This is a genomic window from Halanaerobium saccharolyticum, assembly GCF_003053565.1.
GTDB classification, from domain to species: Bacteria; Bacillota; Halanaerobiia; order Halanaerobiales; family Halanaerobiaceae; genus Halanaerobium; species Halanaerobium saccharolyticum_B.
Genome location: NZ_QAXS01000004.1, coordinates 22,835 through 37,322, shown reverse-complemented (window position 1 = coordinate 37,322; position 14,488 = coordinate 22,835). Strand labels below are relative to the sequence as shown.

Genomic DNA, 14,488 nt, shown 5'->3' with positions numbered 1-14,488 from the left:
AAAACTTCCTTTCCCTTCTTAAAGATTATTTTTAACCGCTTCTTTGATTCTATCCAGTCCTTCTTTTAATCTCTCGCGGGGACAGGCAAGATTTAAGCGCATATGCATTGAGCCTGCATCTCCAAACCAGCGGCCTGGATTAAGCCCCACCTTTGCCTTTTTATTCATAAATTCAATTAGCTGCTCATCATTTTCAAAACCAAGTTCTGAACAGTCCAGCCAGACTAAATAAGTACCTTCCGCCTCAACAGCTTTAATTTGAGGCAGCCTTTCCTGAAGATATTCCTTTAAGAAATTATAATTTGACTCTAAATACTTAAGCTGTGCTTCCAGCCACTCTTCCCCCTGATTATAGGCAGTTTTTAAAGCAAGTAGACCAAAGGGGCTGTTGCCGGTTCCAAAACCTTCTTTTGCCTTATTATAGGCCTGACGCAGCTTTTTAGATTCAATGATCGTATAAGATGTATGCAGACCTGCAATATTAAAAGTTTTGCTGGCAGCCATAAAAGAAACAACCTTCTGTCGGTAGTCTTTAAACTCTTCCCGGGCCAGCAGCAGTTTAAGTACCGGCTGATGCTTATAGCCTGGATAAATAAGGTCAGAATGAATTTCATCACTTAAAAGATAAATATCTTCTTTTTTAAGCAGACGCAGCAGTTTAAGCAGCTCATCTTCCTGCCAGACCCGACCAACTGGATTGTGAGGGCTGCAGAAGATCATTGCTCTTACCCGCTCTCCCTTTTCTTTTGCTTTTTTAATTTCAAGTTTTAAGTTAGCTAAGTCCATCTGATAATGATTATCTTCTTTTATTAATTCATTTTTAATAGGTCGGCAGTTATTGGCCTTTACGGCTCCAAAAAAGGGCCTGTATACAGGCGGCTGAATAATTACAGCATCGTTTTCTTCTGTAATAGCCTTTAAAGTAAAGTTAATTGCAGGTACTACTCCTGTATCAAAGAGCAGCCACTCTCTGTCGATTTTGAGCTCAAATCTTTTTTGCAGCCAGTCTTCTACTGCCTGGTAGATGCTCTGATCAGCAAAACTGTAGCCGAAAATTCCCGCTTCAGCTCGCTCAATTAATTTCTGCTTAACTGCCGGAGCTGTCTGCCAGTCAGAATCTGCCACCCAGAGTGGTAAAACATCTTCGCTGCCAAAAATTTCTGCTCGCTTATCCCATTTGGCAGCCATAGTATTTTCTCTATTTTCTAATTTTGAAAAGTTAAAGTTTTGCAAAGTAACTCCTCCTGTCTAATTTTCCTGATAAAATAAAGTCATTACTTTTATCATCTCTTTCTGATCATTACTGCCGCCCAGCTCGCGACTGGAGTGCATTGCCAGCAGGGGATTTCCTAAATCTATACTCTTTATTCCCAGCTGAGTTGCTGCTATAGGTCCAATTGTTGAGCCTCCGCGCTTATCACTGCGGTTGGTATAAAGCTGATAGGGAATCTCATTTTTCTCCATCAGATCAATTAAAACTCCAGCTGTACTGGCATTAGTTGTATATTTCAAATTAGCATTATATTTAATTACCGGCCCCTGATTAAGTAAAGTTCTGTTATTTTGATCATATTCTTCACTGAAGTTAGGATGAACTGCATGGGCCATATCAGCAGAGATTAAAAAGGACTTTTCGATAATCCTGTAATAATCTTCTCTTTTAGCTCCCAGATTATAGATTACCCGCTCAATCAAATTGCCGGCAAAGGGAGAATCAGCTCCCTGGGGTGTATGACTGCCTATTTCCTCATTATCATAAAAAACAGCCATCTGTGTCCAGTCCTCTGTTTTAGAGCTTAAGAGGGCCTCTAAGGAAGCATGAACCATTGCCAGATTGTCCTGGCGGCCGGCAGCAATAAATTCATCTTTAGGACCTAAAAACTGCGCTTTTTGGGTTGGATAAAGATAGAGCTCAGCTTCCAGGATTTCTTCTGCCCTGTAATCGGATAATTGGGCTATTAAATCCTTCAGCTTTAATTCAGCTTCTGAATCAGAATCTCCTCCACTCTCCTTAGAGTCTAAATTTTGAGTAATTAGTGCCCGCAGACCTTTCTTTTTATCAATTTTCCCTTTTTGATTAACATCTTTATTAAGGTGAATTGGCAGATTGGGAACCACAGCCAGATTTTTTTCCAGGTCAATTAATTCTTCTTTCAGTTCAAAAGAATCTTTGGATTTGAGCACAATTTTTCCAGCCAGAGACAGTTCTCTATCATACCAGGTATTTAAAATGGGGCCTCCATAAATTTCAGTATTTAAAACATACTGCCCCTCACTGTTAATTATCGGGTCTGGTTTAACTTTTAAAGTCGGACTGTCAGTGTGAGAAGAAATAATTCTGAAACCCTGATTCAGGAAGTCTTTTCCGGTTATAAATGCTATTAGAGCAGAGTCATTACGGCTGACAAAATATTTTTCTCCCTCTTTTAATTTCCATTTCTGAGCCGGATCAAGCTGCTTAAAGCCTGCCCCTTTTAGTCTTTTCTCCACTTCAGCTGCTGCATGAAAAGCAGTCGGTGAATTATTAATAAATTCTATCAGTTCTACTGCATCTTTATTCATCTCTTTTCACCCCGGCAATATCAATAATTGCCTTAGCATAAATAGCAGCACTTTTAACCAGATCATCAATACCAATATGTTCATCTTTTTGATGTGCCAGCTCAGGCTGTCCCGGAAATAGCGGACCAAAAGCTACTCCTTTTTTAACTTTACGGGCATAGGTTCCACCACCAATTGCTATTGGCTCACTGTCATCACCGGTAAATTCCTGATAGGCTGCCATTAGCTTTTTAATAAAAGGATCATCTTTGGCTACAAACAGAGGTTTAGCATCTCGCAGTAATTCAACAGCAATTAAATCAGTGAGCTCAGTTTTGATATCACTGACTACTTTCTCAGCACTTGATTTAACCGGGTAGCGGATATTGACTATAAATTGGATTTTACTCTGATCACCTTTAATAATTCCGGTATTAAAAGTTAAAGCTGTCGGGACATCATCCTGATCTTTACAGCCAATTGAAGCACCATCATATTCCAGACCTATTTTATTTTTATAGAAACTGAAAAAGTCTCTAACACCAGCAGCCACAAAGGGAAGTTCAGCTAAGATATCAATTAAATAAGAAATCGCATTTTTGCCATCTTCTGGCATACTGCCGTGAGCAGAAATACCGTGATAGCCCAGTATTATATTATTATTTTCTGCTTTAATTTCCAATTCATCCTGATCATATTCAAGCTCCTTCAGCAGCTCCTTAAGTTCTTCCTTTTCGATACCGCTAATAACTGCTTCTGCATAATCGGGAACCATATTGGTTGCATTGCCGCCCTTAATTTCTATTAACTTTATTCCTTCTTTAGCCGCTTTTTCCTCGATTTCTGCTGAAAATTTAAGATCCAAAATTCCTTTTTCAGCATGAATGGCCGGAAAAGTGGCATCGGGACTGAAGGCCAGATCTGGCATTTTTTCCTTCTTAAAATAGTAATCAAGAGAAGCCATACCGGATTCCTCATTTGTACCGAGAATTAATCTTACTTTTTTATTTAATTTAACTCCCAGCTCCTGCACAATTTTCATTCCATAAAGCGCAGCTACTGCCGGTCCCTTGTCATCAATAGTTCCTCTTCCATAAATTTTACCATCGTGAATTTCGGCAGCATAAGGTGGGTAGGTCCAGTCACTACCCTCTGGTACCACATCTAAGTGGCAGAGCAGGCCAAGAATTTCCTCTCCCTCACCCATCTCTACATGAGCTGCCTGATTGTCGATGTTTTTTGTCTTAAAACCTAAGTTCTCAGAAATCTCTACTGCTTTAGCCAGAGCCTGATAGACATTCTTACCATAAGGGAAGTCTCCTTCGGCTTCTGCCTCAACACTCGGTATTCTAACCAGCTCCTGAGTACTTAATATCATATTATCTCTTAAAAATTCTGCTCTTTCTCTAATTTTATCTTTCATATTTGAGTTTAATAGTCTTAACTATTAAACTTTCACCTCCTGCAGTTTAAATTTATTTTCTAAATAATATTCTATCACTTTTATTTATGAATTTAAAATAATATTCTTTGAAATTCAATGTCTGGTGTAATATGATGAAAGAAAAGACAATAATGGGGGTCGTAAAATTGAAATTAGATAAAATCAAAAAATCAACCACAATTAATCCTCTGGGAAGAGAAATTAAATATGGTTTTAATAATCAAGAAGAAAGTACAGCCGTACTTTTGCTCCACGGTTTTGGGGGTAAAAGCAGCAACTGGAATTATATCGCCAAAAAAATTTATCAGGAACTTGACTTACCAGTCTATGTTCCGAGACTACCCGGACACGCAACCAATAGATCAGATTTTTTAAACAGCAGTGCCGAGCAGTGGCTCCGTAAGTCTGTAGACAGCTATTTTTATCTAAAAAGTGATTATCAAAATATCTACCTGGCTGGTCTTTCCATGGGTGGACTGCTGGCAGCACTTGTAGCTTCAAATTTTGAAGTGGAAAAATTATCACTGGTAGCTCCAGCCTTTTATACAGCCAATAAAAATATTGCCTTTGCTCCATACCTTAAATATTTTGTTAAAAAACTGGATAATGATTTTCAAATTAATCAGGCTGATTTATCAGCAGAAGAAATTGACTACCACAACAATTACAGCTTTAATTACTATCCTGAGGCTCTGGCTGAATTATATAAGTTAATGAAAAAGGGAAGAAAGGCTGTTCCTAAAATTAAATCTCCAACCCAGCTGATCCTTTCCAGTAATGATGAACAGGTAGCCACTGATCAGATCAAGGATTTTTTAAATAAAAAAATGGGACAATTTTTAGTAGACCAAAAGATCTATCAAAAATCACCCCATGTAATAACCAACGATCTTGAAAAAGAAAGATGTGCCAGTGATATTATAAATTTCTTCAGCAAATAAAAATTTCTTTTACTTGAAGTTGATAATCATAAATGAATAATTCTGTTAAAATTGACTGAGCATTAAACTAATTCCTGCAGCTGTTTTAAGTACTTTTTAAACTTAGCAGCTGCATTTTCTATAGCAGTTGATTTTTCCATATCAACTCCAGCTTTTTTCAGGATGTTGAGAGGATAGTCACTGCCTCCTGCCTTTAAAAACTCTAAATAATTAGCCGCTGCCTCTGGCCCTTCAGTCTGAATCTTTTCGGCCAGAGCTGCTGCTGCGGAATAACCGGTAGCATATTTATAGACATAGAAATTATAGTAGAAATGAGGGATTCTGGCCCACTCATAATCCAGCTTTTCGTCAATAACCAGCGCTTCACCAAAATATTTCTGGTTTAAATTCCTGTACATTCCCTTCATTGTCTGGGAGGTTAAACTTTCTCCTGCCTCTACCCTTTCGTGAATCTTCTTTTCAAACTCAGCAAACATGGTCTGTCTGTAGACTGTACCTCTAAAGCCTTCTAAAAAGTAGTTTAATAGATAGAGTTTTTCCTCGCTGCTTTCTGCGTTTTCCAGCATATAATCTAAAAGCAGATTCTCATTTAAAGTTGAAGCTACTTCAGCTACAAAAATCTTATAATCAGCATATAAATAGGGCTGGTTTTTATTAGAGTAGTAGCTGTGCATGGCATGTCCCATCTCATGAATTAAAGTAAAGAGATTGCTGATATCCTGAGTATAGTTCATCAGAATATAGGGGTGAACTCCATAACAGCCGCTGGAATAGGCTCCTGAGCGCTTACCCTTATTTTCATAGACATCAATCCAGCCTGAGTTAAAGCCCTCTTCGACTGTTTTAATATAATTCTCACCAAGTGGCTTTACCGCTTTTTTAATAATGTCTTTTGTTTCTTCATATTTAAATTTGAGATCAATTTCTTTGATTAAAGGAGTATAAGTGTCATAAATATGGAGCTCATCCAGCTCCAGCAGATCTTTTTTCAGCTCCATGTACTGATGCAGCGGCTTCAGATTATTAGAAACAGTATCGATTAAATTATTATAGACATCTGTACTTATATTATCACTATCAAGAGCAGATTCTAAGGCACTGTCATATTTTCTGGCCCGGGCATAAAAAATATCTCCCTTAACCGAGCTGTCAAGCACTGCTGCAAAAGTGTTTTCCAGTTTTTGATATTCCCCGTGCATTCCTTCAAAGGCGTCTTCTCTAACTCTTCGATCTTCATTTTTTAATAGATCTATATATCTGCCGTGAGTCAGACGCAGCTCTTCCCCGTTTTCATCTTTAATCAGTGGGAATTGAAGATCTGCATTATTCAGCATGCTGAATATATTTTCTGAACTCTGAGTAACCTCACCGGCTAAAGCCAGAATCTTTTCCTCTTTGGCAGAAAGATAATGTTCTTTCTGTCTTAAAATATTATCAAAAAAGTGATTAAAAAATTCAAGCTCCTGATTTTCTTTTTTATACTGTGCAAGTTTTTCTTCTCCCAGCTGAATAATTGCAGGCACCATAAATGAAGTTGAATTCGATAATTTGTTATAGCACATCATTGCCTTATTTTTATAATTTTGATATTTTTCCTGCTGGGTGTTTTGATCATATTTCATATGTGCATAAGCATATAACCGGGCAGTTTTTTCTTCAATTTTGATAATTTTATTTAAGGCAGCAAGTAACTTATCTGCACTATCTGTAAAATCTGCTTTTAATTTTTCAATATTTTTAACTTCTGCAAGCACTTTTTCCAGTTCGTTTTCAAAACTCTGATCGTCAGCATAAATATCATTTAAATTCCATTTGTATTTATCATCAATTTCTTCTCTTTGCTTTAATTCTTTAGACAAAAGAAATCTTCCTTTCTAAATGTTTACTTTTATTATTTTCGTGTTTCAAAAGCCATTCTTTGCGCCAGACTCCACCGCGATAACCTTTAGTGCCTCCGTTTAAAGCAACTACTCGATGGCAGGGGATAATTACTGCAATCGGGTTTCGCGAACTGGCATGTCTAACTGCTTTTGCTGCTCCAGGATTTCCGATTGCTGCAGCCAGTTCTTGATAAGAAAAAGTTTTGCCGTAGGGAATTTTTTGAATAAACTTCCAGACCTTCAGTTCAAAATGACTTCCGTTGAGCTGAATAGGAATATCAAATACATTCCTCTGACCCATAAAATATTGATTTAACTGGTCAAAAATCAGATTGTAAATCTTTAAAATTTCCGGATCTTCATAAAAATTCTTCTGACAGTTGTTTTTTACTTCTCTCAGGTGGTCATCAAACTCAATTTTTAATAAAGCCTGATTATTAAATTCTATTTTTAAAATACCTATTGGCGAGGGATAATATGTATGGTAGCTGTCTTTAGTCAAAATATTCACCCCTTATATATTTCAAATCAGATGGAGTCTTAAAGCGCTCTAGATAATCTGCTGCCAGAATAATCATCTCTTTCCGACTCATTATTCTATCTTCAACAAAAATTTCTTTTAAAGCAGCGGGTATTAATTCCAATTCTTCAGCTCTCTTTAAATAATTTTCCTGGTCCATTTCTAGAACCCGCTGACTTTCAGCTGCCAGCAGCAGTTTTAAAGCAGCGGTTGTACTTAGCTTCTGCTTTTTACTTAAGGTTTCTAAACTGCCGGGCACCCATTCATAAAGAATTTCTGCCTCTTTTTTTTGCATAATTTTTAAAACAATAGCTGTAAATTCTTTTTCGGTTGGTGGGATATTCAGTTTGAAATTATTATTATAACCACCAATGGTAATTCCCCAGGAAAGAAGTTTTTCCAGACTCTGAAGGAGCTTTTTATCTTTGATAATTGGAGCTTCTGCAGGATAATTACTAAGTTCAATATTCAACCGAGACCGAATCTTATCCAGACTTGCTTGATCTTCAGCAAGTTCAAGCAGAGATTTATCTTTATTTAAAGCTTCTGCAGCAGTAACTGCAGCTGCTTCAGCAGTGTTCATCCCTACTGGTAAAACTCTACTGCTGGCTGCTGCCAGTGAACTATAACCACTGCTCCGCCCAACTATCATTAAATTTTTGTTTTTACGGGCAATTAATGACCTGAGAGGTATCCCGTAATACTCAGGGTTAAAAAGTACAAAGCCAGGATAATCATGAGCAGCTGCCTGATAATCAAGTGGATAAGAAGCTAAAGTAATGGTATCAGGAAAAATTTTCTGCCGGAATAAGTCTCCTGCTTTTAACTGATATTCTGTTAAAAAATGTCTGCTTTCTCTTCGATAGAGTTCTGGTGGTAGTTTATCTAAACTGGCTCCCGAAAACCCCTCTAGATTTCGCTGAAGATAGGACAAAATCAATTCCGCTTCTTCTGCAGCCTTCTTCTTTGCCTGCTGGAGAGAAGACTCCGAAAGGGGATCAACATTAAAAAGCAGCAGAGCATTGATATAGGCGTCATAGCCACCATTATTCTCGATAAAAACTATATTTAAGCCCCGCAGTCTTAAATTATCAGCCTGAGGCCGATAGCTTTTGCCAAAGTTAGAAAAGCCCCAGGCATGATCATCTCGAAAATGACTTGCCTGATATTTATTATTTCTAACAGCCTGCTTTAATAGAGCCGGTTTAACATCTGAAAATCTTAAAATCTGAGTAGAAGCCATCCAGCTATTTTTTAAATTCATATCAGCTGTACCCAGAAAAAATTCCTCACCAGCTGCAGCTGCCAGGTCACCATCCTGAGAGGCGTCAATATAATAATCAGCAGTTAAGTTATATAGTTGATTATCTTTTTTTACTTTTATAGATTCAATATTTTTATTTTTGGTTTTAACCTGCTGCAGCTCGACAGAATTTATAACCTGTATATTTTCTTCTGCAGCCAGCATTTCCGAAAATGCTGTTTCTGCTTTTTGAGGAGAAAAAGAGATAGCTGAACCAACTTTTTGATGCCAGCGGTTAAATAAACCCTGATTTATATTATTAGATTTCTGATCATAATTTAAATCAAGGAAATTTAAGGCGGCATAAGTCATCAGGCCGCCTGGTTTTTCTCTGGTCATTACCAGAGTGACTTTTTTACCTTCTTCTGCAGCAGCAACAGCTGCAATTACTCCTTCTGGTTCAGCTGAATAAATCAAAATTTCACTGTTGATTTCTTCTGCGGCAGAGTTCACAGGCAGAAAAGTTACCGCCAGTATTAGGATAATAAATATATTCAAAAATATTTTTCGCTTTTTCAGCATCTCTTTTCTCCTCTATTGATTGCTCAATTAATTAGAATTTAGCATTACCTGGTGTACGAGGGAATGAAATAACATCTCTAATATTCTGCATTCCAGATAAATACATCAGCAGTCTTTCAAAACCAAGGCCAAAACCAGAATGGGGAACTGAACCATATTTTCTGATATCTAAAAACCAATCATATTTTTCCAGGTCCATGTTCATCTCTTCCATTCTACTTTTTAACTTATCGTATCTTTCTTCCCGCTGACTGCCCCCAACAATCTCGCCGACTCCTGGCACCAGACAGTCCACTGCAGCAACTGTTTTACCATCATCATTCTGACGCATATAAAAAGCTTTAATTTCTTTTGGATAATCTTTAACCATTATTGGCTTTTTAAAATGTTCTTCTGTCAGGTATCTTTCGTGCTCAGACTGCAGATCGACACCCCAGCTGACCGGATATTCAAAATCCTGATCACTGTTTTCTAAAATTTCAATTGCCTCAGTATAAGTGATCCGGCCAAAATCAGCCTCAATAATATTTTCGATCATTTCGCGGCGGCCCTCATCAATCCACTGGTTAAAGAAGTCCATTTCTTCCTCGGCTTCTTCCAGGGCAAATTTAAATAAATTTTTAATAAAATCTTCCATTAAAGTCATCATCTCATCTAAATTACAGAAAGCCATCTCCGGCTCAATCATCCAGAATTCGGAAGCGTGGCGGGATGTATTAGAATTTTCTGCTCTAAAAGTTGGTCCAAAAGTATAAACATCTCCCAGAGCTGTAGCCAGAAGTTCTGCCTCCAGCTGCCCACTAACCGTAAGACCGGTCTCCTGAGTAAAGAAATCCTGAGAATAATCAATTTCACCTTTTTCGGTGCGGGGAAGATTTTCAAAATCAAGTGTGGATACCTTAAAAACTTCTCCTGCCCCTTCTGCATCTCCGGAGGTGATAATTGGAGTATGGATGTATTTAAAGTCTTTATTATAAAAATAGTTATGAACTGCATAAGACATTTTGCTGCGGAAGCGGTTAACCACACCAAAAGTATTAGTTCTTGCCCGCAGATGAGCAATTTCTCTTAAAAATTCAAAGCTGTGTCTTTTTTTCTGTAGAATAAAATCTTCCGGTGCTTCACCAATAACTTCAATTTCTTCGGCCTTCATCTCTACATCCTGTTCTCTACCTTCAACTTTATCTATATAACCTTTTACTTTAATGCTGGCACCAGTATTTATCTCAGCCAGCGGATGAGCATCAGGATCTAAAATAACTAACTGCAGATTCTTAAGTGCACTTCCATCATTAATCTCTATAAAGGCAATATTTTTTGAAACTCTTTTAGTTCTCACCCAGCCCATGACAATAACATCCTGGTAGCTGTCGATCTTATCTTCAAGTATATCTTTTATTTTTTTTCTTTCAAAATAATTCATTTTAAAAATTTCCTCCCCAATATTCTATTAAAACTATTTGATTTAAAATCCACATCTTTTTTGATTAATTTCTATTATTATAACTTCTCGCAAGCAGAGCGAAATCCTTTAAGAAATAATTAAAAATTATTTTAATTTCAAACTAAAAGCACTTAAAAGCCCGGAGTATAAACCCCGGGCCCTAATTATTTTTTAATTATTCTTCTAATTTCATTGGCTCACCACAGCATACTAGTTCGCCTCCACCAGCTTCTTTAACCTCAACCACATTACCACAAATTTCACAGCGATAAACTTCGCCTTTTTTCTTTACATTCATCTTTTAGCCTCCTCACAGTATAATTAGAATAATAAAATTTGAGCAGTAAGTAAATTCTATCTTAAAAACTGCCTGTTTTAATTATACGCGAAAATTTAAGTTTTTGCAATATTTAATTATTTATCTGATCCAGCTTAAATTCCTTATGTAAAACATTTAAAGCCCTATCTGCTTCTTCTTTTTTTATTAAACAGGAAATTTTAATCTCAGAGGTTGTAATCATCTCAATATTAATATTATTTTCCCCAAATGAGCTGAACATTCTGGCTGCTATCCCTGGAGTTGACTGCATTCCTGCTCCAACAATAGAAATTTTTGCAACATCTCTATCGATTGTATAGTTATCAAATTTAAGTTTTTCCTTTATTTTTTCCAGGACCTTAACTGCCAATTTTTCCTGCTCCTGATTAATAGTAAAGGTAATATCATTTAGTTCATCCCGCTGCAGGTTCTGAATAATCATATCAACATTGACTCCTGCATCAGCTAAAGCCTTAAACATTTTACCTGCTATCCCCGGCTCATCCGGTACTCTCTCAACTGTAATTTTTATTTCTCCTAAATCACTCGCTGCTCCAACTACATTTTTTTTACCTTCCATACTCTCATCTCCTCTAACAATTGTCCCCATGGTTTTATTAAAACTTGAGGCAATATATAAGTCTAAATTATAATTATTTGCCAGCTCAACTGCTCTTGGATGAAGGACATTAGCACCCAAATTTGCAAGTTCCAGCATTTCTTCATATGAAATCGAGTCGAGCTTACTGGCATTTTCTACTATTCTGGGGTCAGCAGTATAAACTCCATCAACATCAGAATAAATTTCACAGCGGTCAGCATTCATAGCTGCTGCCACAGCTACAGTTGTAGTATCGGAACCTCCTCGACCTAAGGTTGTAAAATCCTGATTATCATTTACCCCCTGAAAACCAGCAACAATTACAATTTTATTTTCTGCTAGTTCTTTTCTCAAACGAGTGGTATCTACATCTGTAATCATCGCCTGATTATGTTTTTCATTAGTTTTAATTTTCATCTGACTGCCGGTTAAAGAGATTGCCGGGTAACCAAGAGAATGAATTGCCATGGTTAATAGGGCAATTGAAACCTGCTCCCCTGTAGTTAAAAGCATATCTACTTCTCTTGGGTCAGGGTCATCAGTGATGTCTCCCATTAGATCTATTAAATGGTCTGTAGTATCTCCCATTGCTGAAACCACTACTACCATTTGATTGCCTTCCTCATACCCCTCGATTACTCTTCTGGCAACATTTTTAATTAATTCAGGATTTGCTACTGAACTTCCTCCATATTTTTGTACAATTAATGACAACTGTTTCACCTTCCTATTGTTAATGATAAAATTATTATTCTGTTTTAACTGCTATTACATTATTAACAGTTAGAACTCCTTCTAGATTCTCGACTTCTTTTAGTAGTTCTTCTAAATCTTTTTCTTTGATTTTTTTAGTAATGATTATGACGGGCAGCAGTGGAGTTTCAGTTAAATTATCATGTAAAATTAAATCTGCCAGATTTTTTTCTGAAAAAATATCTTTGATTTTTTCAATTATCTGTTTATCTTTTTCAAGCTGCAGTCTGACATAAAAGTTGTTTGCCTGCTGCTGATAAAGGTCATCTAGATTAATTTTATTTGCTCTTAAGGCTTCTAAATCAAAATTAATATCATTTTGAGAGCTGATGATTTCGGCAGCACTTATTAAATCCTGGCTGAATAGATTGGAAGCAGCTGACTCATTATTTTCGGCTTTAATAAAGGTTCTAGAATTATAATTAGAAAACAACTCTATTCCATTACTGTTATCATTTAACGAAGAGAAAAAAGAGTTCTCAGGAACTAAATTTGGTCTAACTCCAAAATATATTTTCTCATCCTGCTTCTTAATAGTAGAAATTAATTTTATTTTATAACCGAGCTCTGCTGCATAGATCAGGTCATAACTTGTAATACCTTTTATCCCTTTGGCTTGAACCTGAGAAGGATCAAGAGCTGTGTTGTAAATCAAATCTGCCAGCAAAATACTTTTATTTAAACTATCCCGACCGCTTAAATCAAATTCAGGATTTTCTTCAGTATAGCTCAATTCCTTTGCCTGTTCAACTGTTTCTTTCATGCTTACAGTATTTTTTTCCATCTCAGATAAAATGAAATTGGTAGTTGCATTTAAAACCCCATTGATTTCTTTAACTTCATCCAGAGAATAGAAATTATTGAGCAGAGTTTTTAAAGGTAGGGGCGAAAATACGGCAGAAAAAAACACCCTGGTTCTAAACTTCTTCTCAGCCTCTTTGATCAACAGATAATTTTCTGCCAGAACCTTATGGTTACTTGTAATTACCTGTTTTTTATTTTTTAAGGCCTGAAGCAGATAATCCGCAGTTTCAAATTTACGGCTTAATTCTATGATTATATCAACTTCTTTGTTTTTTACCAGCTGCTGATAATTATCAGTAACTTTTAAATCGACATCCCGGGCTGCCAAAAAAGCTTTGACTTCATTTTCTGGAGAATCATTAAAAATATATGTAATTTCAAACTTCTGAGCAGCCTTTTTTTCTATTTTATTTTTATTTTCTATGAAAAAATCAAAAAAACCCTCTAAAGAGTCTGTTTGATTGGCGATCAGGGCCAGTTTAAGCATTCTGAGATATCTCCTCTTTTAAATACTGATATAAACTCTGATTACAGGCTTTTACTATAAAAGAATCTGTTCTGATAGAATTGGACTCAAATACCTTTTTCATGTTTTCGGCAATCTGAGCAGAATTCTGCCGGGCACAGGCTAAAATTGTTGGTCCAGCACCACTCAGCGCTGCTCCATAAGCACCACTGCTGTAGGCTGCTTCAAGTACCTGGTCAAAGCCTTTAATTAGTTTTTTTCTGTACGGCTGATGCAGTTGATCCTCCATCGCAGTTTTTAAAAGCTTATAATCTCTATTAATAAAGGCTGCTGTCAGCAGACCAACTCGGCTGAGGTTATTAATTGCACTCGGATAATCTATTTCTGCTGGTAAAACCTGCCTCAAATTTTCAGTTTTCAGCTCAAAGTCCGGTACTACCAGAATAAAATCAAGTTCCTGCTCCACATCTATTTTATAATAATCATAGTTATTATTGCAATAAAAATTTACTGTTAGCCCACCAACCAGAGCCGGAACAACATTATCTGGATGTTTTTCTAACTCAACAGCAAGCTGGATAAAATCATTTTCACTGATTAATTTACCTGATACTACTGCTGCTGCAGCCAGGCCTCCAATAATAGCCGAAGAACTGCTGCCGAGACCTCTGGCCAGGGGAGTATGCATTTTCTCAACTATTTCAGCACCTCTTAAATCCTCAGCAATAAAGTTAAAATATTTTTTATAGGCCAGGGCTATCAGATTATCTTCAGCGGCAATTTTTATTTCTTTATTTTTATTTTGATCGATAATTTTAATTTTTAACTGCTCGTCTTCTCTTTTTTCAATCTCAAAATCATTATATAAACTTAAAGCAAGCCCCAGAGTATCATAACCGGGGCCTAAGTTTGCTGTAGTTGCCGGCACTTTTATTTTAGGCATATTAATT

Annotated in this window: 12 protein-coding genes; 1 reads left to right on the top strand and 11 read right to left on the bottom strand. The window is 36.6% G+C overall.

Annotated elements, in window-relative coordinates; all coding sequences use genetic code 11:
• Positions 1 to 18 precede the first annotated feature (18 nt).
• The 3 genes from C8C76_RS02535 to pepV are packed head-to-tail and all read right to left on the bottom strand — an operon-like array spanning position 19 to position 3,964.
• Positions 19 to 1,233, bottom strand: coding sequence for a MalY/PatB family protein (locus tag C8C76_RS02535; RefSeq protein WP_108138358.1), 1,215 nt, complete (start codon positions 1,231 to 1,233; stop codon positions 19 to 21).
• 15 nt (positions 1,234 to 1,248) lie between these two features.
• Positions 1,249 to 2,562 (bottom strand): M18 family aminopeptidase, encoded by a 1,314-nt coding sequence (locus C8C76_RS02530; protein WP_108138356.1) that lies wholly within the window; start codon positions 2,560 to 2,562, stop codon positions 1,249 to 1,251.
• A complete protein-coding gene (pepV, locus tag C8C76_RS02525) occupies positions 2,555 to 3,964 on the bottom strand; it encodes a dipeptidase PepV (RefSeq protein WP_108138354.1) in 1,410 nt (469 codons plus the stop codon). The genes C8C76_RS02530 and pepV overlap by 8 nt, the downstream gene beginning before the upstream one ends.
• A gap of 167 nt (positions 3,965 to 4,131) precedes the next feature.
• On the opposite strand from pepV, the gene C8C76_RS02520 reads away from it, so the two are divergent.
• A complete protein-coding gene (locus tag C8C76_RS02520) occupies positions 4,132 to 4,926 on the top strand; it encodes an alpha/beta hydrolase (RefSeq protein WP_108138352.1) in 795 nt (264 codons plus the stop codon).
• 62 nt (positions 4,927 to 4,988) lie between these two features.
• On the opposite strand, the gene pepF is transcribed toward C8C76_RS02520, so the two are convergent.
• From pepF to thrB, 8 genes are all read right to left on the bottom strand, one after another.
• Complete coding sequence (pepF, locus tag C8C76_RS02515; RefSeq protein WP_108138350.1) at positions 4,989 to 6,785, bottom strand: oligoendopeptidase F; 1,797 nt, start codon at positions 6,783 to 6,785, stop codon at positions 4,989 to 4,991.
• Positions 6,778 to 7,308 (bottom strand): methylated-DNA--[protein]-cysteine S-methyltransferase, encoded by a 531-nt coding sequence (locus C8C76_RS02510; RefSeq protein ID WP_108138348.1) that lies wholly within the window; start codon positions 7,306 to 7,308, stop codon positions 6,778 to 6,780. The genes pepF and C8C76_RS02510 overlap by 8 nt, the downstream gene beginning before the upstream one ends.
• Entirely contained in the window at positions 7,301 to 9,151 is a 1,851-nt protein-coding gene (locus C8C76_RS02505) for an FAD-dependent oxidoreductase (protein WP_108138346.1), read from the bottom strand. The genes C8C76_RS02510 and C8C76_RS02505 overlap by 8 nt, the downstream gene beginning before the upstream one ends.
• 31 nt (positions 9,152 to 9,182) lie before the next feature.
• Entirely contained in the window at positions 9,183 to 10,574 is a 1,392-nt protein-coding gene (gene asnS, locus C8C76_RS02500) for an asparagine--tRNA ligase (protein ID WP_108138344.1), read from the bottom strand.
• Between the two features lie 196 nt (positions 10,575 to 10,770).
• The gene (locus tag C8C76_RS02495) at positions 10,771 to 10,893 is read right to left on the bottom strand and encodes a desulfoferrodoxin FeS4 iron-binding domain-containing protein (RefSeq protein WP_076543520.1); all 123 of its coding nucleotides are present in this window, start codon (positions 10,891 to 10,893) and stop codon (positions 10,771 to 10,773) included.
• 112 nt (positions 10,894 to 11,005) lie between these two features.
• Positions 11,006 to 12,229: an aspartate kinase gene (locus C8C76_RS02490; protein ID WP_108138342.1), complete on the bottom strand. Its 1,224-nt coding sequence runs from the start codon at positions 12,227 to 12,229 to the stop codon at positions 11,006 to 11,008.
• A 34-nt stretch (positions 12,230 to 12,263) separates the two neighbouring features.
• Positions 12,264 to 13,559, bottom strand: a complete 1,296-nt coding sequence (locus C8C76_RS02485) for a homoserine dehydrogenase (RefSeq protein ID WP_108138340.1) — start codon at positions 13,557 to 13,559, stop codon at positions 12,264 to 12,266.
• On the bottom strand, positions 13,552 to 14,481 hold the full coding sequence (gene thrB, locus C8C76_RS02480) for a homoserine kinase (RefSeq protein ID WP_108138338.1): 930 nt from the start codon (positions 14,479 to 14,481) through the stop codon (positions 13,552 to 13,554). The genes C8C76_RS02485 and thrB overlap by 8 nt, the downstream gene beginning before the upstream one ends.
• Positions 14,482 to 14,488 lie beyond the last annotated feature (7 nt).